At 73.1% G+C, this 17966-nt stretch carries 16 protein-coding genes; 6 read left to right on the forward strand and 10 right to left on the reverse strand.

Annotated elements, in window-relative coordinates:
• Window positions 1-11 precede the first annotated feature (11 nt).
• The 3 genes from IGA62_RS28360 to IGA62_RS28370 are packed head-to-tail and all read right to left on the reverse strand — an operon-like array spanning window position 12 to window position 3693.
• Window positions 12-989 carry a carbohydrate ABC transporter permease gene (locus IGA62_RS28360; protein WP_145817698.1) on the reverse strand — a complete coding sequence of 326 codons (978 nt, stop codon included), beginning with the start codon at window positions 987-989 and terminating at the stop codon, window positions 12-14.
• On the reverse strand, window positions 986-2029 hold the full coding sequence (locus IGA62_RS28365) for an ABC transporter permease (RefSeq protein ID WP_145817696.1): 1044 nt from the start codon (window positions 2027-2029) through the stop codon (window positions 986-988). The genes IGA62_RS28360 and IGA62_RS28365 overlap by 4 nt, the downstream gene beginning before the upstream one ends.
• Window positions 2026-3693 carry an extracellular solute-binding protein gene (locus IGA62_RS28370; RefSeq protein WP_145817694.1) on the reverse strand — a complete coding sequence of 556 codons (1668 nt, stop codon included), beginning with the start codon at window positions 3691-3693 and terminating at the stop codon, window positions 2026-2028. Before IGA62_RS28370 ends, IGA62_RS28365 begins: the two co-directional genes overlap by 4 nt.
• A gap of 276 nt (window positions 3694-3969) precedes the next feature.
• On the opposite strand from IGA62_RS28370, the gene IGA62_RS28375 reads away from it, so the two are divergent.
• Window positions 3970-5199, forward strand: coding sequence for an ROK family transcriptional regulator (locus tag IGA62_RS28375; RefSeq protein ID WP_145821949.1), 1230 nt, complete (start codon window positions 3970-3972; stop codon window positions 5197-5199).
• 160 nt (window positions 5200-5359) lie between these two features.
• Here the strand turns inward: IGA62_RS28375 and IGA62_RS28380 are convergent, their stop codons facing one another.
• Window positions 5360-5527 (reverse strand): hypothetical protein, encoded by a 168-nt coding sequence (locus tag IGA62_RS28380; protein WP_186499830.1) that lies wholly within the window; start codon window positions 5525-5527, stop codon window positions 5360-5362.
• Between IGA62_RS28380 and IGA62_RS28385 the strand changes: the two genes are divergently transcribed.
• Window positions 5514-7997, forward strand: a complete 2484-nt coding sequence (locus IGA62_RS28385; RefSeq protein ID WP_145817692.1) for a glycoside hydrolase family 3 C-terminal domain-containing protein — start codon at window positions 5514-5516, stop codon at window positions 7995-7997. The two genes, IGA62_RS28380 and IGA62_RS28385, sit on opposite strands and share 14 nt — an antisense overlap.
• A 43-nt stretch (window positions 7998-8040) precedes the next feature.
• Window positions 8041-9054 (forward strand): LacI family DNA-binding transcriptional regulator, encoded by a 1014-nt coding sequence (locus IGA62_RS28390; protein ID WP_377465716.1) that lies wholly within the window; start codon window positions 8041-8043, stop codon window positions 9052-9054.
• A gap of 19 nt (window positions 9055-9073) precedes the next feature.
• Here the strand turns inward: IGA62_RS28390 and IGA62_RS28395 are convergent, their stop codons facing one another.
• The gene (locus IGA62_RS28395; protein WP_091461393.1) at window positions 9074-9343 is read right to left on the reverse strand and encodes a GlsB/YeaQ/YmgE family stress response membrane protein; all 270 of its coding nucleotides are present in this window, start codon (window positions 9341-9343) and stop codon (window positions 9074-9076) included.
• A 462-nt stretch (window positions 9344-9805) separates the two neighbouring features.
• Between IGA62_RS28395 and IGA62_RS28400 the strand changes: the two genes are divergently transcribed.
• Together IGA62_RS28400 and IGA62_RS28405 are read left to right on the forward strand one after the other, a co-directional pair.
• Window positions 9806-9976, forward strand: coding sequence for a hypothetical protein (locus IGA62_RS28400; RefSeq protein ID WP_186499829.1), 171 nt, complete (start codon window positions 9806-9808; stop codon window positions 9974-9976).
• The gene (locus tag IGA62_RS28405) at window positions 9976-10935 is read left to right on the forward strand and encodes a golvesin C-terminal-like domain-containing protein (RefSeq protein WP_091461389.1); all 960 of its coding nucleotides are present in this window, start codon (window positions 9976-9978) and stop codon (window positions 10933-10935) included. The genes IGA62_RS28400 and IGA62_RS28405 overlap by 1 nt, the downstream gene beginning before the upstream one ends.
• 67 nt (window positions 10936-11002) lie before the next feature.
• On the opposite strand, the gene IGA62_RS30695 is transcribed toward IGA62_RS28405, so the two are convergent.
• Genes IGA62_RS30695 through IGA62_RS28420 form a run of 3 tightly spaced genes read right to left on the reverse strand, consistent with a single transcriptional unit; the run spans window position 11003 to window position 13699 of the window.
• Window positions 11003-12826, reverse strand: coding sequence for a M48 family metallopeptidase (locus IGA62_RS30695; protein ID WP_186499828.1), 1824 nt, complete (start codon window positions 12824-12826; stop codon window positions 11003-11005).
• Window positions 12823-13488: a sigma-70 family RNA polymerase sigma factor gene (locus tag IGA62_RS28415; protein WP_186499827.1), complete on the reverse strand. Its 666-nt coding sequence runs from the start codon at window positions 13486-13488 to the stop codon at window positions 12823-12825. Before IGA62_RS28415 ends, IGA62_RS30695 begins: the two co-directional genes overlap by 4 nt.
• Window positions 13481-13699: a hypothetical protein gene (locus tag IGA62_RS28420; protein WP_145817683.1), complete on the reverse strand. Its 219-nt coding sequence runs from the start codon at window positions 13697-13699 to the stop codon at window positions 13481-13483. Before IGA62_RS28420 ends, IGA62_RS28415 begins: the two co-directional genes overlap by 8 nt.
• Window positions 13700-13906: 207 nt before the next feature.
• On the opposite strand from IGA62_RS28420, the gene IGA62_RS28425 reads away from it, so the two are divergent.
• Window positions 13907-14527 carry an L-threonylcarbamoyladenylate synthase gene (locus IGA62_RS28425; protein WP_145817681.1) on the forward strand — a complete coding sequence of 207 codons (621 nt, stop codon included), beginning with the start codon at window positions 13907-13909 and terminating at the stop codon, window positions 14525-14527.
• 281 nt (window positions 14528-14808) lie between these two features.
• Here the strand turns inward: IGA62_RS28425 and IGA62_RS28430 are convergent, their stop codons facing one another.
• Together IGA62_RS28430 and IGA62_RS28435 are read right to left on the reverse strand one after the other, a co-directional pair.
• Window positions 14809-16317, reverse strand: a complete 1509-nt coding sequence (locus tag IGA62_RS28430) for an FGGY-family carbohydrate kinase (protein WP_145817679.1) — start codon at window positions 16315-16317, stop codon at window positions 14809-14811.
• Entirely contained in the window at window positions 16317-17954 is a 1638-nt protein-coding gene (locus tag IGA62_RS28435) for a fucose isomerase (RefSeq protein ID WP_145817677.1), read from the reverse strand. The genes IGA62_RS28430 and IGA62_RS28435 overlap by 1 nt, the downstream gene beginning before the upstream one ends.
• Window positions 17955-17966 lie beyond the last annotated feature (12 nt).

The raw sequence follows: 17966 nt of genomic DNA on the forward strand, positions 1-17966 counted from the left end.
GCCGGCACCGGTCAGCCCTTGACCGCGCCGGTGATCACGCCCTTGGTGAAGTGCCGCTGGACGAACGGATAGATGATCACGGCGGGAAGGACGGTCACCACCACCACCGCCATCTTGACCGCCAGCGTCGGCGGGTACGCGGTCACCCCGGGGAGGTTGACCGACGCCCCGGAGACCGCCGGGGACTGGCCACCCAGGATGTAGGTCTGCAACACCCGCTGGATCGGGAACCTGTCGTTGTCGTCGATGTAGAGCACCGAGTTGAAGTACGCGTTCCAGTACCCGACGGCGTAGAAGAGGCCGACCACCGCGACGACCGCCTTCGACAGCGGCAGCATGATCTGCCAGAGGATCCGGAACTCGCCCGCGCCGTCGATCCGGGCGCTGTCGACCAGTTCGCCGGGGACGTTCATGAAGAACGCCCGGATCACCACCAGGTTGAACACGCTGATCGCGCTGGGCAGGATCAGCGACCAGATGCTGTCCTTCAGGCCCAGACCGGTCACCACCAGGTAGCTGGGAACCAGCCCCGGGAAGATCAGGAACGTCAGCAGGAAGAAGAACAGCAGCCCCCGGTGCGCCACCGAGCCCGGCCGGGAGAGCCCGTACGCGGCGAGCACGGTGAGCACCAGGCTCACCGCCGTCCCGAGCACGGTGACCAGGGTGCTGATCCAGACCGCCTGGGTGATCTGCCCGCCGTTGAAGATCGTCACGTAGGCGCTCGGGTCGAACTCGCGCGGCACCACGACCATGCCACCGGTTTCGTTGATCGTCTCCCGGGAGGCGAGGCTGGTCACCACCACCGACCACAACGGAAAGAGCACGGCGAGCACCATCAGGGTCAGCACCACGCCCTTGCCGAGCTGGCCGGCCGGCGAGGGCGGTTCCTCCCAGACCGGACGTGGCGACCGGGCCCGCCGCTTCCGGTGACCGTCGGCCGGCGGCGGTGCCACCGGCACCGGTCCGGCCCCACTGAGCTGTGCGGTCATGATCGCGAATACACCCCCTGTTCGCCCATCCGGTGTGCCAGGTGGTTGGCGGTGACGATGAGGAGCAGCCCGACGACCGCCTTGAACAGGCCGGCGGCGGCACCCAGGCCCCACTGCTGGGTCGCGATCGCCTGGTAGTACACGAAGGTGTCCAGCACCTCGGCGGCCTCCCGGCCGACCGCGTCACGCTGGAGGATGAACTGCTCGAAGCCGACCGAGAGCGCGTCGCCCAACCGCATGATGAGCAGCAGGACGATCACCGGGCGCAGGCCGGGCAGGGTGATGTGCCACAGCCGTCGCCAGCGGCCCGCACCGTCGGCCGCCGCCGCCTCGTACAGGTTGGGGTCGATGGCGGCGAGCGCGGCCAGGAACACGATCGCGCCCCAGCCGACGTCCTTCCAGACCGCCTCGGCGGTGACCAGCACGATGAACGTGTCCGGGTTGGTCATCACGTTCCACGGCGCCAGGCCGGCCTGACGCATCTCCTGGGCCAGCAGACCGGCCCCGCCGAGCATCTGCACGAAGAAGGTGATCACCAGCACCCAGCTGAAGAAGTGCGGCAGGTAGACCACGCTCTGCACGAACCCGCGCACCCGGCCGGAGACCACGCTGTTGAGCAGGATGGCCAGCAGGACCGGCAACGGGAAGAAGAACACCAGCTGGAACGCGGTGATGGTGAGGGTGTTGCCGACCGCGTCCCAGAACAGCGGATCACGGAAGAGCGCCTCGAAGTTGCCGAAGCCGATCCACTCGCTGTAGAGGAACGCCTCGACCGGGTCGTCGCCGACGAACGGGTTGTAGTCCTGGAAGGCGATCACGTTGCCGAGCGTCGGCAGGTAGTGGAAGACCAGCAGCAGGCACGCCGCCGGGGCGGTCATCACCAGCAGCGGCCAGTCCCGGCGCAATCGGGCCCGCAGGTTCCGTCGCGGGCGGGGCCGGTCGCCACGGCGGCCCCGCGTCGACGTACGCCCGGCCGGGGTGGTCTCCTGGCCGGTGCCGGCCGGGACGTCCACCGCCCCGGCCGTGCCCGCCCGGCTCATCGGCCGTTGTCGGCGAGCGCCTTCTCGAAGAACGCGCGCCCCTCTTCGCCACCGGTGGACAGGAACTCCTTGCGCACCTGGTCGAGGTCGCCGAGCGGCCGACGGCCCCGGAGGATGTCCCGGATCTTGTCCTCGGTCGGGGTGATGATCTTCGACCAGTTCGCCGGCAGCTCCAGCTTGATCCCGGCGAAGAGGTCCTTCTCCATCAACGAGATGTGCTTCTGGTAGTAGCCGAGGTAGTCGCGGACGTAGTCGGGGGTGTCACCGCTGCGCACCTTCACCGGCACCCGGCCGCCGATGTGGGTGTACTGCGCGCCCAGCTCCTTGCGGCCCAGGTCGGTGGGGACCGGGCTGCCGTCGGCGCCACGGGTGAAGTGCCGGCCCTCCACGCCGTACTCGCGCAGCTCGAACTCGCGGCTGCCGAACGGCGCGGCGCACCAGTTCAGCACCCGCAGCAGCTCCCTGGTCCGCTCCTCCCCCAGCCCCTTCTTGACGAACGTGAAGAAGACCGGCTTCTCGCTGCCCCAGATCACCGCCGGCTTGCCGTTCGCGCCGAAGACCGGCAGCGGCTGCATGTCGAAGCTGGCCAGCACCTTGGACTGCTCGCCCTGCATGCCCTGCCAGGCCCCGAGGCCGTCCTGGTACATGAGGATCCTGCCGCCCTTGAAGAGCTGCTTCTCGTCGGCGCCCTTGCTGGCCACCGTGTCCGGGTGGACCAGCCCCTCGGCGAACAGCCGGGCGGTGAACTCCAGCGCGGCCCGGAACTCGGCGGTCTCGAACTTGTGCTCCAGCCCGCCGTCGGCCATCTTGCGCCAGATCTGCTGGCAGCCGAAGAACTGCTGGACCATCTCGAAGACGCTGCCGAAGGCCCACACGCCCCGGGCCGGGTCGGTGGCCTTCTTCCCGAACTCGTACAGCTCCTCGGGGCTGGTCGGGGTGCCCAGACCGCCCTTGACGGCCAGGTCCCTGCGGTGGAAGAGGGCGTAGGCGAACGGGCCGTCGGTCGGGAACGGCACGGCGTGCAGCCGTCCGCCCCAGACCGAGTACTCCCAGGCCCCGGTGGGCAGGGCGGCGAGGTACGGATAGGTGGCGGCGGCGTCGCCCTTCAGGTGGTCGGTGAGGTCCTCGAAGAGCGCCCTGACCGCGTCGGAGAACCGGGCAACCTTGTCGACCTCCCAGTTCGGCACGCTGAGCAGTTCCGGTACGTCGCGGGCGCCGAGCATCGCGTTGAGCTTGTCGGCGTAGGTGCTGCCGTCCTGGAGGCTCGGGTTGACGTCGACGCCGAGCTTGCCGTTGACCGCGGCCAGGTACGAGTTGCGGCCGAGCGTCGGCGGGGCGGGGCCCCACCACGGGCTCATGGTGCCGATCGGCGCGCCGCCCTTCCCGGGCTGCTCGGTGACCGCGTCGACCAGCTCACGCGGGTAGGTGAGGTAGCCGTCCGGGATCGGCCCCTCCCCCGGGATGTCCGGCTTGAGCAGCTCGGCGGGTTTGTGGGTGGGCAGTACGGCGCGGATGGCGTCGGCCTTGGTGGCGCTGCCCTGGCTGCCCGCCTCCTTGCTGCACCCGGCCAGGGTTCCGCCGGCCACAGTCGCGGCGGCGCCGACACCGGCCAGGCGGAGCAGGGTCCGACGATCGGTGGATACGTCCGGCAGGGACGGCTGCACGGCGCACTCCCTTCATGGCGAAACCGGCCGGACACCTGTCGAACACGGTTGCAAAGCGGCCCGGCCCGGTTAGGATTAGTTAGTCTTCTAGCCGAACAAACTAAACGACTGCCACCGCTCCCACAAGGGAGCGGGTCCGGCGGACCGCCACCGGACCGAGGGGGCGCACCGGTCAGAGTCGCCCGGGTCGGTGCGGCATGATGAGGACGCGATCACCGCCCACGACAGCACCGGTCGGGGCGTCGTCGGCGCAGGGAGCGGAGAACGTTGATCACGATGCAGACCGGGCCGCAGCCGACCGACCTGAGCGACGTCCGGGCCACCAACCGGGCCGTGGTGCTGCGCTACGTCCGCACCCACTCCCCCTGCTCCCGGGCGGACATCGCGGCCCACACCGGGCTGAACAAGGCCACCGTCTCCAGCCTGGTGACCGAGCTGATCGAGCGCCGGCTGCTGCGCGAGACCGGGCTGACCGAGAACCGGGTCGGCCGCCCGGCGACCATGCTGGTCCTCGACGGCGAGCCGTACGCGGCGTTGGGCATGCAGGTCGACGCCGACGAGCTGGTGGTGGTCGCGGTCGACCTGGGCGGGAACCGGCTGCTCACCTGGCGGCGCGCCTTCGGCGCGTTGGACGCCTCCCCCACCGAGACGGTCACCGCCGTGGCGAAGCTGGCCCGCCGGGCCGTCGGGCGGGTCACCGCCGGGGGTCGGACGGTGCTGGGGCTCACCCTCGGCGTACCGGGGCTGGTCGACACCACCGGCACCGTGCCGCTGGCCGCCACCCTGAACTGGCGGGACGCACCGGTCGCCGCCGAACTGCGGGCCGCGTTGCGCGATCCGGGCTTCCCGGTGGCCGTGGAGAACGAGGCCAACCTCGCCGTCCTGGCCGAGCAGCGACACGGGGACCGGGCCGGGACCGCCAACCTCGTCCACCTCACCGGCGGCGCCGGCATCGGTGCCGGCGTCCTGGTCGAGGGGCGGCTGCTGCGCGGCGGGCGGGGCTTCGCCGGCCAGGTCGGGCACCTGCCGCTGGACCCGGCCGGCCCGGCGTGCCGGTGCGGCCGGCGGGGCTGCCTGGAGGCGCTGGTCGGACTCCCGGCGGTGGTCCGCCGGCTGCTGCCCGACGCCGAGAGCGACGGCGCGGTCGTCGACTTCGCCCCCGAGATCGAACGGATCCGGGCCCTCGCCCGCGCCGAGGACCGGTCCACCCTTGCCGGCCTGGCCGAGATCGGCCGACAGCTGGGCCACGGGGTGGCCGTCCTGGCCGACCTGCTCAACCCGGAGGCCGTCCTGGTCGGCGGGCACTTCGCGGCGCTGGCACCCTGGCTGCTGCCGGCGGCCCGGGCGGAGCTGACCCGGCGGACCCTCGCCCCCGACGCCGGCGGGTGCCGGCTGGACGCCTCCAGCCTCGGCGCCGCGGCGGCGGCGCTCGGCGGCGCGACCGCCGCTCTGGCGACCGTCGAGGCCGGCCGGCTGCCCACCCCCGCGGTCGCCGCCGTCGGCTGACCGGTGCGGTCGGCCGCCCGCAGCCGACCCGTGCCGCACACTGCGGGTCGCCGTCGAGGGTGAATCGCGTGGAAGCGATCCCATCCACCTCTTGACCGGAGGACGGCGCTGGTGCAAGCCTCAGACAACCGCCCCGTAACACGTGGGCAACCGGGGCGGTTCACGTGCGCATGCCGTCGAAGCGCTTCGCGCTGACCGGGCCGACGGCCACCTCTTCATCCCGATCCCGCACGCCCTGACCCGGCCGATCGTCGAAGCGCTTCGACGATCGGCCGGAGCGGGCCGAGGCAGGCCAGGAAAGGTAACGGACCGCCATGACGAACAGCACCGATCCCGGATCCGGGAACGCCTTGGGCGACCGCGTCGACCAGCTCCTGGGCCAGCTCACCCTGACCGAGAAGATCGGGCTGCTGCACCAGCACCAGGCCGCGGTGCCCCGGCTCGGCCTGCGCTCGTTCCGGACCGGCACCGAGGCGCTGCACGGGGTGGCGTGGCTCGGACCGGCCACCGTCTTCCCCCAGGCGGTCGGGCTCGGCAGCAGCTGGAACCCGGAGCTGCTCCGCGCGGTCGGCACCGCCGTCGGCGAGGAGGTCCGCGCCCTGCACCACGTCGACCCGGAGCGGGTCGGACTGAACGTCTGGGCGCCGGTGGTCAACCCGCTGCGCGACCCGCGCTGGGGACGTAACGAGGAGGGCTTCGCCGAGGACCCCTGGCTGACCGGGCACCTGGCCACCGCGTACGCGCGTGGACTACGCGGTGACCACCCGTGGCGGCTGCGCACCGCACCCACCCTGAAGCACTTCCTCGGCTACAACAACGAGACCGACCGGGCCACCACCTCCAGCGACCTGCCGCCCCGGGTGCTGCACGAGTACGAGCTGCCCGCCTTCCGGGCCCCCCTCGCCGCCGACGCGGCGGTCGCCGTGATGGCGTCGTACAACCTGGTCAACGGGGTGCCGGCGCACCTGAGCCCACTGATCGCCGACGAGCTACGCCGGTACGCGCCCGGCGGGGTCATGGTGGTCGGCGACGCCGGGGCGGTCACCAACATCGCCGGCGTGCAGGGCCACCTGCCCGACCACGTGCGCGGGTTCGCCGCCGCGCTGCGCGCCGGGATCGACAGCTTCACCGAGGACGGCGAGGACAGCGCGCCGACCGTCGGCCGGCTCACCGAGGCGCTGCGCCGAGAGCTGGTCACCGAGGCCGACGTGGACACCGCGGTGCGGCGCGTCCTCACCGTCCGGGCCCGCCTCGGCGAACTGGACCCACCGGGTGGTGACCCGTACGCCGAGGTGTCGCCGGGCGTGGTCAACTGCCCCCCGCACCGGACGCTGGCCCGGGAGGCCGCCCGGCAGTCGATCGTGCTGCTGCGCAACGACGGGCTCCTGCCGCTGGCCCCCGACCCGGGGCTGCGGGTGGCGGTGCTCGGTCCGCTGGCCGACACCCTGTACGAGGACTGGTACAGCGGGACGCTGCCGTACGCGGTCACCGCGTACGGCGGGCTGACCGAGCGGTACGCCGACGTGACCACCCACGAGGGCGTGGACCGGATCGCGCTGCGGGTCGGTGACCGGTACGTCCGCTGCGCCGGCACGCCGGGCGGCGCGGTGCTGGCCGCCGACGCCACCGACGCCACCGACGAGACCCACCTGGACGTCTTCGACTGGGGCGCGGACCTGCTGGCGCTGCGCGCGGTCGCCAACGGCCGGCACGTCCGCGCCGACGAGGAGGGGCTGCTCGTCAACGACCGGCCCGGACCGGGTGAGTGGGTGGTCCGGGAGACCTTCCGCTGCCGGCCCGGCCCGGCCGGCACCGTGCTGCTACACCACGTCGCCACCGACCGGTACGTCACCGTCGGTCCGGACGGGCTGCTGCGGGCCGACGCCGTCGACGCCACCACGGCCACCGCGTTCCGGGTCGAACTGGTCGTCGACGGGGTGGGCGCGGCCGCCGCCCGCGCCGCCGCCGCCGACGTGGCCGTGGTGGTGCTGGGCAACCACCCGATGGTCAACGGACGCGAGACCGAGGACCGCGCCGACCTGGCCCTGCCCACCGGGCAGCAGCGGCTGCTGGAGGCGGTGCACGCCGCGAACCCCCGTACCGTGCTGGTGCTGAGCAGCAGCTACCCGTACGCGGTCGGTTGGGCCGACGCGCACCTGCCGGCGGTGCTCTGGTCCGCGCACGGCGGGCAGGAGTACGGCGCGGCGCTGGCCTCGGTGCTGGCCGGCGACGCCGAACCGGGGGGCCGGCTGCCGCAGACCTGGTACCGGGACGCCGCCGAGCTGCCCGACCTGTTCGACTACGACGTGATCGAGGCGGACGCCACCTACCTCTACCACCGGGGCGACCCGCTCTACCCGTTCGGCCACGGGCTCGGCTACACCCGGTTCGACTACGCTGACCTGCAGTTGAGCGCGGCGTCGGTGACCGCCGACAAGGAGGTCGTGGTGAGCGTGACGGTGACCAACGGCGGCGACCGCCCCGGCGAGGAGGTGGTGCAGCTCTACACCCGCCAGCGCCGCTCCCGGGTCAAGCAGCCACTGCGCCAACTGCGCGACTTCGCCCGGGTCACCCTCGCTCCCGGCGAACGGCGGGTCGTGGCGCTGCGGCTGCGGGTCGCCGACCTGGCGTACTGGGACGAGTCCCAGGGGCGGCCGGTGGTGGAGGACGCCCGGCACAGCGTCCTGGTGGGGCGCTCGTCGCGGGACATCCGGCTGGTCGGCGTGCTGGCCGTGGCCGGTGGGGCGGCCGAGCGACTGCCCGAGCGGGAACCCCTCGATGTCGGCGCCACCCGGTGACCGCACCGCCGGCTCCCCGTCCCGCCCGGTGAAGTCGGCCGACCTGGTCACGATCGCCGACGTGGCCCGGCACGCCGGGGTCGCGGTCAGCACCGTGTCGTACGTGCTCAGCGGCAAGCGGGCCATCTCGGCGGCCACCCGCAACCGCGTGCTGGCCAGCATCCGCCTGCTCGACTACCACCCGAACGCCGGGGCGCGCGCGTTGGCCAGCCGCCGGGCCAACGTCATCGCGCTGGTCCTGCCGCTGCGCACCGGCGCGCAGGTGCCGGTGCTGATGCAGTACGCCACCTCGGTGGTGACCACCGCCCGGCGCCACGACCACGACGTGCTGCTGCTCACCGCCGACGAGGGGGCCGCCGGGCTGCAACGGATCGCGGCCAGCGCGATGGTCGACGGGATCGTGCTGATGGACGTCGAGATGCACGACACCCGGGTGCCGGTGCTGCGGGAGCTGGCCCGACCCAGCGTGCTGATCGGGTTTCCGGCCGACCCGACCGATCTGACCTGCGTGGACCTCGACTTCCACCGGGCCGGACAGGTCTGTGTCGAGCATCTGGCCGCGCTCGGGCACCGCCGGGTCGCGCTGCTCGGCGCACCGACGGCGGTCTACGAGCGGGGCACCGGGTTCGCGCACCGGACCCGGGCCGGGTTCACCACCGCCGCGGCCCGACTCGGCGTCGCGGCCGAGAGCCGCCCCTGCCCCGAGGAGGTGGCCGCCGTCCGGGACGAGCTGGTCGACCTGCTGACCCGCGCGCCCGACCTGACCGGGCTGGTGGTGCAGAACGAGGCCGCGGTCGGGCCGGTCCTGGCCACGCTGCCGGCCCTGGGCCGGCGGGTGCCGGAGGACGTCTCGGTGGTGGCGGTCTGCCCGGACCAGTTCGCCGAGCGGGCCAGCCCGGCGCTGACCTCGGTACCGGTGCCGGCGGAGGAGACCGGCCGGGAGGCGGTGTCGCTGCTGATGCGCAAGCTCACCGGCGAGCCGGTGCCGGACGCCACCCTGTTGGAGCCCCGGCTGACCGTGCGCGGCAGCACGGGCCCCCCGCCGCCGCCCGGCTGACGGGCGGCGGCGGACCCGGTCAGTACCGGCGTCGGCCGTAGGCGCCGGCGACGACGGCGACACCGATCGCGGCGAAGGCGACCTGGATGGCGAGTTCGATCCAGTCGATCCCCCGGGTGTCGTCGACCCCGAGGGCCCCGGCGACGAGCGTGCCGAGGACGGCGGCGACCACACCGATGAGCAGGGTGAGCCAGATCGGGATGCGCTGCTTGCCCGGCACGACCAGCCGGCCGAGCGCACCGATGATCAGGCCGATGATGATGGCGGTGAAGAAGCCGGTCACTTCCACGGGGCACCTTCCCTTCCGGGGCTGTCGTCAACGTACCCATCCCCGCTGCTCCGGACGGTCGAAACCCCGGTTCAGGGCCGGTGGCCGGTTCGTCATGGACCGTCACGCCGTCGCCTGCCGGCCGTCATCCCGGCCGGGCGCGGCGCAACCGCCACCGGGGCGGACCAGGAGGATGTCACCGGTCGCCAGGTCGGCGACGCAGGAACCGGGCGTACCGGGTCGATCCGGCGGAATCCCGCTCCGTCTGACCCTCCGGACGGACACGCCCGGTCGGCGGACGGTGCACGCAACGGATCGAGTCGGCACGCCCCCGCCGGGCCGCCCGGTGATCGTCGGAGAGTTTCACGTAGATAAACAGTCGCGAAGACTATCGACATAGATGGTCATGAGGTTATAGCGTGCCGATCAACCTGGTCGTCGACCGGTTACCCACCCCTGGACCTCTCGTTCCCAAGGAGCGCCGTGGCCACCTCACGATCCATCCGACTGCGGCGCCGAGGTTTGCTCGGCATCCCGGCCCTCGTGGTCGCCGCGTCCGCTGCCGCCGCCCTGCCCGCCCCGGCGAGCGCCGCGCCGGCCACCACCCGCACCAAGCGGGTGGAGTGCCTGGCCGATCTCCTCGAGGAGGCCTGATGGCCACCATTCCCTGGCTCGTCGACGTGCTGCGCGCCGCCGGCGTGCAGGTGGTCGTCGAGGGCGACTGGCTGAACCGGATGCGACCGGGCGACTTCAACCCGATCGGCGTGCTCTGGCACCACACCGCGGCCACCTCCAGCGCCACCAACCCGCACCCCGCGCTCAACGTCTGCATCAACGGCCGCTCCGACCTGCCCGGCCCGCTCTGCCAGGCGCTGGTCGACTACCACGGCGTCTTCCACGTCATCTCGGCCGGCCGCTGCAACCACGCGGGCACCGCCCGGGCCAGCGGGCCGATCCCCGCCGGGGACGGCAACACCATGCTGATCGGCTGGGAGATCGACTACAACGGCGTGAGCCAGGAGATGACGGCGGCGCAGTACAACGCCTCGATCGCCGCGACCGCCGCGGTCCTCACCCGGCTGGGCAAGGACTCCAGCTATGCCCGGGGACACCGGGAGACGAGCACGAGCGGCAAGATCGACCCGTCCTTCATCGACCTGAACGTCATGCGCTCCGACGTGGCCGCCAAGATGGCGGGCGGTGGCACGTGGAGCACCATCGTCGACAACACCACCGCCGGCCGGTTCACCGCGAGCGCCAACTGGGGCGTCTCGACGTACTCCGGCCAGCGGTACGGTGCCGACTACCGGTACGCCAACCCCGTCCTGGCCAGCGACGTCGCCTGGTACAAGGTGAACATCCCGGCGACCGCGAACTACCGGGTGGACGCCTGGTGGCCGGGCGTCTCCGGCTACAACAGCGCCACGCCGTACATCGTCTCGACGACGACCGGCAACAAGACGGTCGTCGTCGACCAGCGCACCGGTGGCACGTGGCGCACCCTTGGCACGTTCAACCTGGCGGCCGGCGACGCGAACCGCGTCGGCGTCAGCCGGTGGACGACCGCCAGCGGGCTGGTCATCGCCGACGCCATCCGGGTCACCCGGGTCTGAGCCGCGCCGGGGCGTCGTACCCCGCTCGGGGCGGGTGCGGCGCCCCGAGCGGGGTCGGGCCTCCGGGTCACCCACCCGTGGCGGGACGGGGCACCAGGTCCGGTAGCGGCGGCGGTGTCCAGGCCGGCACGAGCCCGCCACCCGTGGGCCGGAGCGGATACCCCGGCAGCGTGTCGAGGCCCGGCAGGGGACGTTGGTCCAGCGGATCCGACAGTCGGGTGGGGACGATCCCCGGCCGGTACGGTGGCTCCGGCTCGTCGCCGAGCCAGCGGGCGAACCCCAGGACGGCCAGACACACCAACACGGCCAGCGACACGTTGGCGATGTCGCGGTGGCGGCGTCGGACGTCCTCGTTCAGTTCGGGCGCGATGGTCAGCACCCGGACGGTGGCGACCGGCGTGTCGCCCACGCTGTCCTCGGGATCGGCTCCGAGCGCGGTCAGCCGCGCCAGCAGTCGGACCACCCCGTCCGGGTCGTCGAGGGCCGCCGTGACCCAGGCCGTGATGTCGTCGTGGCGGACGGCCGGACCGGTGAACCGGCCCCAACCCGTCCAGCGCGCCGTCACCCCGACCCGGCCCGCGCGCATCAGACAGAGCCCCACCAGCGCGGACACGCCCTCGATGAGCTGCTGTCGGCCCAGCTGCGGATCGGGGTCGAGGGTCCGGGCGATCCGGTCGGCCCGGCCGGAGCCGACCCGGTGGAGCACCTCCGCCACGGTTGGCCGCTCCGGGTCGGGGTGCAGCACCCGGACCACCGCGTCCGCAGCCTCGCCGGCCCGGTGGGTGGCGAGCGTGTCGAGCCACGTCCGCCATGGCCGTTTCCGCCCCGGGTATGTCGTCGCCCGGCGCAGCGGGCCGGGCGCGAGCGCGGCGGTGACCTCCGGCGCGGGTGGCAGCCGGGGGTCGTCGGGGAGCCCGCCCAGCCGGTCGAGGCGACACCGCAGGGCGGGGTGGAACCCGTCCGCCGGGAGCCGCTCGGCGGCCCGACGCAGGGCCGCCAGTTCCGGTTGGTACTCCGGGTCCGCCAGCAGGTGCGCGAACGCCCGGTACGCGGCGTCGGGGACCGTGCCGGTCGCGCGGCGTACCGGCTCGACGAGGTCCTCCTCGAACCGGGCCCACGCGGCGGCGACCGCCGGCACGGACCGCAGCCCGTCCGCCAGCGCGGCGGTGCCGGCGACCTCGGCGGCGATCCGGTCGGCCTCCAGTTCCTGTCGCCGTCGGACCGGTCGCACCAGCCGGTAGGTCAGCGCCGCGCAGCCGGCGACGGTGAGCAGGAGAAGCCCGGCGTAGAGGCGCACCAGATGGTTGACGACCATCGCCTCCCGGATGCGCTGCCGGGCCATGGCCATCCCGACGTGCGCACGGTGGGCGGGTTCGGTGAACCGGGCGTGCTGGCGCGCGTAGTGGCCGAGTTCGTGGGCGAGGACCGCCCGCAGCTCGTCCGGGCGCAGACCGACCAGGAGCGGCACCCCGACGTAGAGCCGGCGGCGGCCGGTCGGGGACAGCGGCCAGGCGTCGTCGGTCACCGCCGCGTTGGCCTCGCCGGTGAGCCGGATCTCCCGCGGCGGGGCGGTGCCGACCTGTTCCGCCAACGTCTCCACCAGCTCCCACAACGCGGCCCCGTCGGTCCGGGTGAGCAGCACGGAGTCGGGCCGGGGGCCGGCCGGGCGGCTCGCCCGGACCAGTTCCCGCACGGTCAGCGCCAGCGGGACGGAGGTCGCCGCGGCCAGCAGCAACGGTGTCGTGTTGAACTGCGGGTTGGCCTCCCGGCTGCCGAGCAGCCAGACTCCGGCGACCGCGAACCCGGTCCAGAGCAGCACCAGCAGACCGGTGAACAGATAGACGCCGACCAGCAGGGTCAGCGCGAGCAGCGCGCGCAGCGAGGCGATCACGGGTGCTCCTGCCGACGCAGCGCCGCGCGCAGCCGGCGCATCGGGGCCGGGTCGGCGTCGAAGCCACGGACCAGCCACGCCTCGGTCCGGCGCAACGCCGCCGCCAGCGCGTCGTCGCCGTGTCCCGGCATGCCGCCGGGCCGGGTGAGCACCCCGGCGACCAGCGGATCGCCCACCGGGTGCGGGTCGGAGGTGAGACCGAGCAGGACTGCCAGCCGCTCCCGGGCCTTGGCGAGGTTGGCCCCGACCGCGCCGACGCTGATCCCCACCTCGTCGGCGACCTGGCGGTACGTCATGCCCTGCAGGCAGACCATGATCAGGACCTGACGCTGCCGGGGCGGCAGCAGCCCGATGCTGCGCAGCACGGCCACGGCGGCAGCCTCCTCGTCGGGCCTGGACGAGGGGGACACCGGCACCTCCAGCTCCGTGCGCCGCCACCGCGACCACCAGCGTCCGGCCTCCCGGGCGAACCGCCGCCTCACCGTCGTCTCCACCCAGGCCCGTGGCTCGCGCAGCTCCGACCAGTGCAGGTACGCCGCCAGGTAGGCCTCCTGCACCGCGTCCTCGGCGTCCGGCCGGCGACCGCAGTACATGACCGCCCGGGCGAGCATCGCCGACCGGGTCCGGACGACGAAGTCGTCGAAGTCGGTGTACTCATGCACCGTCGTCCTCCCACGTACCGGTCCGCTCCCCACCGGAGCCGCCCCTCCCAGCATCGCCGACCGCCCCGCACCGGAATGTCGCCTCCTCGACAGCGGCGCCCCGGCGGCGGGCCGACCACCAGTCCACCGTCTCCGTCACCAGCCTGGCCACGCCCAGCGCCAACCCCACCGCGCCGGCGGCCACCTCCAGGACGACCGTCGTTCTCTCCATCGGCACCCTCGCTCTCCACGGACCGGCACTGCCGCGCCGGTCATCAGGTAGAGCCCGCCCGGGGCCGGTTTCTTCACCGCCCTCCGCTCTCTTTTTTCCGGCGGCCGGTCGGTCCCGGCCGTCGGCGGCACCGCACGGGTGCCCCGGCGGCCCGTCGTCGCGAGGCTGGTTGGCGGGACGGCGACGTGCGCTTCTATGCTCCGGCGCATGGCGAGGTACTTCGACGTGCACCCGGACAATCCGCAACCCCGTAGCATCGGCCAGGTGGTCGGGATCGTCCGCGACGGCGGGCTGATCGCCTATCCGACCGACTCGTGCTTCGCTCTCGGCTGCCAACTCGGCAACAAGGCCGGCATCGACCGGATCCGCCAGATCCGCCACCTGGACGACGACCACCACTTCACCCTGGTCTGCCGGGACTTCGCCCAGCTCGGCCAGTTCGTGCAGATCAGCAACGCGCTGTTCCGGTCGATCAAGGCGGCGACACCCGGCAGCTACACGTTCATCCTGCCGGCGACCCGGGAGGTTCCGCGTCGGTTGCTGCACCCGAAGCGGAAGACCGTGGGCGTGCGCATCCCCCGGCACACCGTGGCGCAGGCACTGCTCACCGAGTTGGGCGAGCCGCTGGTCTCCAGCACGCTGCTGCTGCCCGGCGAGACCGAGCCGATGACCCAGGGCTGGTCGATCAAGGAGGCGCTCGACCACGTCGTCGACGCGGTGGTGGACTCCGGCGAGTGCGGCACCGAGCCCACCACGGTCATCGACTTCTCGCAGGGCACGGCCGAGATCGTCCGCCGGGGCGCCGGGGACCCGACACGCTTCGAGTGAGACGGCGAACCGGTGCCCGGTCGTGGAGACCGGGCACCGGTCGCGGCTCGCCCGTTCCGACGTACGGGCAGCGGATCGTGCGCGGTCGGGACGGGGCCGCCCCGACCGGGTCCGTCAGGGGATGGTGTCGGCCCCGGCGACCGGGCCGACCCGCCCGGGAAATCGCTTTCCTACCGACGGGAACGTAACGCCTGGTTCACCGGCCTGTCAACGAGAGGCGTCGATTCGATCGTCGCCTCGGTCCCGCACCGGACCCCCCGTGTGGCCCGGTGCGGGGGGGGTCACCGTCCCAGGGGGTCCCCGTCGGACTGGAGTCGGGCCAGGGCGTGCACCTGCTCCCGGGTGTCCCGGTAGAGCGACGTGTACTGCCCGAAGAGGAGGTCGTAGGTGTCCCGCACCGTCGGATCCGGCTCCACCGTGACCCCGGGCGTCGTCCAGTCCGTCCCCGCCGGCACGAGGCCCACCCCGACACCCGCCATGAGGGCGTCGCCGTAGCTGGCCCCGATGGTCACCTTCGGCACCTCCTGCACCCGACCGGTGACGTCGCTGACGACTCGGGTCCAGAGCCCACCCTGGGTCCCGCCGCCCACGGCGACCAGCCGGCGCACCGGGTTCGCCCCGGTGTCGAGCAGGTCCAGGATCTGCCGGATGCCGAAGGCGATGCCCTCGTACACCGCCCGGAACAGGTGCCCGCGCCCGTGCCGCAGGGTCAGCCCGGCCACCACGCCCCGGGCGTGCGGGTCGAAGATCGGCGTCCGCTCCCCCGCGAAGTACGGCAGCAGCAACAGCCCGTCGGCACCGGCCGGCACCCGTGCCGCCTCCGCCACCAGGGTCTCGTAGGGCACGTCGCCGACGAGTTCCCGGAGCCAGCCGGTCAGGCTGCCCGAGGTGGCCATGCCGGCCGCGAGGCAGTACGCGTCCGCGTCCACCCCGGCGGTGTTCCACAGTTGCGGGTGCCGGGCCAGGCCGCGCAGGATCTGGACGAAGAACATCGTCGAGCCGTACATGAGCATCAGGTCGCCGGGGTGGCGTACCCCGACGCTGACCGCCTCGGCCCAGGCGTCCACCGTGCCGGCGCAGACCGGGGTGCCCACCGGCAGCCCGGTCGCCTCGGCCGCCGTCGGCGTGACCGTGCCGACCACCTCGGCCGACCAGGTCAGCCGGGGTGCGGGCAGCTCACCCATGATGTCGTCGTACCAGGGCTGGTGCCACCGGCGGGCCTCGATGTCGTACAACGGCACCGACTGGCTGGCGGTGTGGTGGTCGAGGACGTACTCGCCGGTGAGCCGCCGGACCACGTAGGAGCTGGAGTTGTACCAGCGGGCGGCACGCGCCCAGACCTCCGGCTCCCGGTGGCGCACCCAGAGCGCCTTCGGGCCGACCGCCTGGGTGGTGATCGGGGTGGCACACCGGTCGAGCACCGCGTCCGCGCCGTACCGTGCGGTCAACTCGTCGATCTCGGCGGTGGCCCGCATGTCGACGCCGTAGAGGATGGCCGGGCGGACCGGCACGTCGTCGGCGTCGCAGAGCACCAGGCAGGGGCCGACACCGCTGACGCAGACCCCGGCGATCTCAGTGCCCCCGGCGGCGTCGACCAACTCCCGGGCGATGGCGACCACGTCGCCCCACCAGACGCCCTCCGCGTCGACCTCGGCCCAGCCGGGCCGGGGCATGGACATCGACCGGGGCCGGGGGCGGACGGCGGTGGCCACCACCCGCCCCGCCGGGTCGGTGAGGACACCCTTGCTGCTGCCGGTGCCCAGGTCGATGCCGAGCAGGAACGGGCCCATCAGATCCGCACGTCCCCGCAGAGGTGGACCACCACGCCGAGGGACGCGAACATGGCCGCCTTGGCGTGCAGGGCCTTGTCGGCCGTGTCGGCGTCGGGGGTGTACGCGACGTTGAGGTGGTTGGCCTTGTGCCGGGCCATGAGCTGGTCCCGGTCGACGCCGTGCAGGACGGCGTGCATGATCGGCCACTCCGGGGTGGTGGCGTCCAACCGCCGCCGCGTCTCCTCCTCGGGCAGTTCGACGGCGGTGCCGCGACCGAGGTCGACGTGGAGGACGCCGTCCATGATGAACACCCGGGACCAGACGATCTCGCCGGGCTTGGAGACCCCGCTGAGCGTGCCGCCGCCGAGCGGGAAGTACATCGACGGCTGCCGCATGCTCCAGCTCCTGTCGTAGCCGCCGTGGTGCGAGGCCGGGACCGAGCCGGAGATCTCCATGACCCAGACGAAGCGGCCGTCGTACTCCTCGCCCCACCGGATGTCGTGCAGCGTGGTGGCCGGGTCGAAGCCCATCGCCGTCCAGATCCGGTTGGTCACCAGGGAGTCGACCGCGACGCCCTCGTCGACCTCGTTGAAGTGCGGCAGCGGCTGTCCGGCGTAGAGTTCCCGGGCGCCGTCGCGGCTGCGTACCGGCGGGCGCTCGGCGTTGTTGAGCAGTCCCTCGGCCAGGTCGCTGGCCGGGACGGTGTCCTTCAGGCCCTGCTGGTACTGGATGCCCACCGCGTCGAGGCCGAAGTCGTCGGCGATGCGCAGCGCCGCGACGTACATCCGGAACTGGCTGAGCAGCTGGGCGTCGGTCAGTTCGGTGGCCTCGTCGGTGCCGGTGTGGAAGGTCATCCCGGCGGCGTCGAGCCAGTCCCGGACGGCCTGCGCCTCGGCCTCGGACACCCGGTTCATCTCGGCGACCAGCGCGCTCTGCGACAGCCGCTCCTTGTAGATGCCGAGCGGGTTGAGCAGTTCGTCGTCGATGATGGCGTTGTACATGCCCATGCAGCCCTCGTCGAAGACGCCGATGATCGCCTTCTCCCGCTGCAGCTGGGCGGCCAGGGCCCGGCCGAGCGCCACCTCCTCGGTCTCCGGCAGGGCCGGCAGGTCGCGGACGTGGCTCTGGTCGTGGGTGAGCGTGCCGGTCTCCAGCCAGGTGCGCAGCCCGGCGCGGGCCCAGTCGTCGGTGAAGTCCTCGCTCCACAGGATGGAGTGCGCGACGCCGGCCTTGGTCAGGCTGGCGGTCAGGCCGAGCAGCCCGACCAGGCCGGGGAACCGGCCACTCCAGTTGGCGACCACCAGGATCGGCCCCCGGTGGGTGCGCAACCCGGCGAGCACGTGGTGGCTGTACTGCCAGACCGCCTCGGCGAGGATCACCGGGGCGTCCGGTGGGATGGTCTTGAAGACCTCGATGCCCTGCCGCTGGCTGGCGATGAAGCCGTGCCCCTGCTCGGCGTCGACCGGGTGGGCCCGGTGGACCCGCCGGCCCAGCGCGGTGACCGCCCGCTCCAGGTCGGCCTCGAACGCCTCCTGCACCGGCCAGCAGGTCTGGTTCGCGCTCAGCCGCAGGTCGCCGCTGGCGACGGTGTGGACGACGCCGTCTTCGGCGCGGGCCTGCTCGGCCAGGACGGGGAACGTGTAGGTGCTGCTCATGGCGGACTCCCG

The sequence above is a fragment of the Micromonospora sagamiensis genome, from assembly GCF_014680085.1.
GTDB classification, from domain to species: Bacteria; Actinomycetota; Actinomycetes; order Mycobacteriales; family Micromonosporaceae; genus Micromonospora; species Micromonospora inyonensis.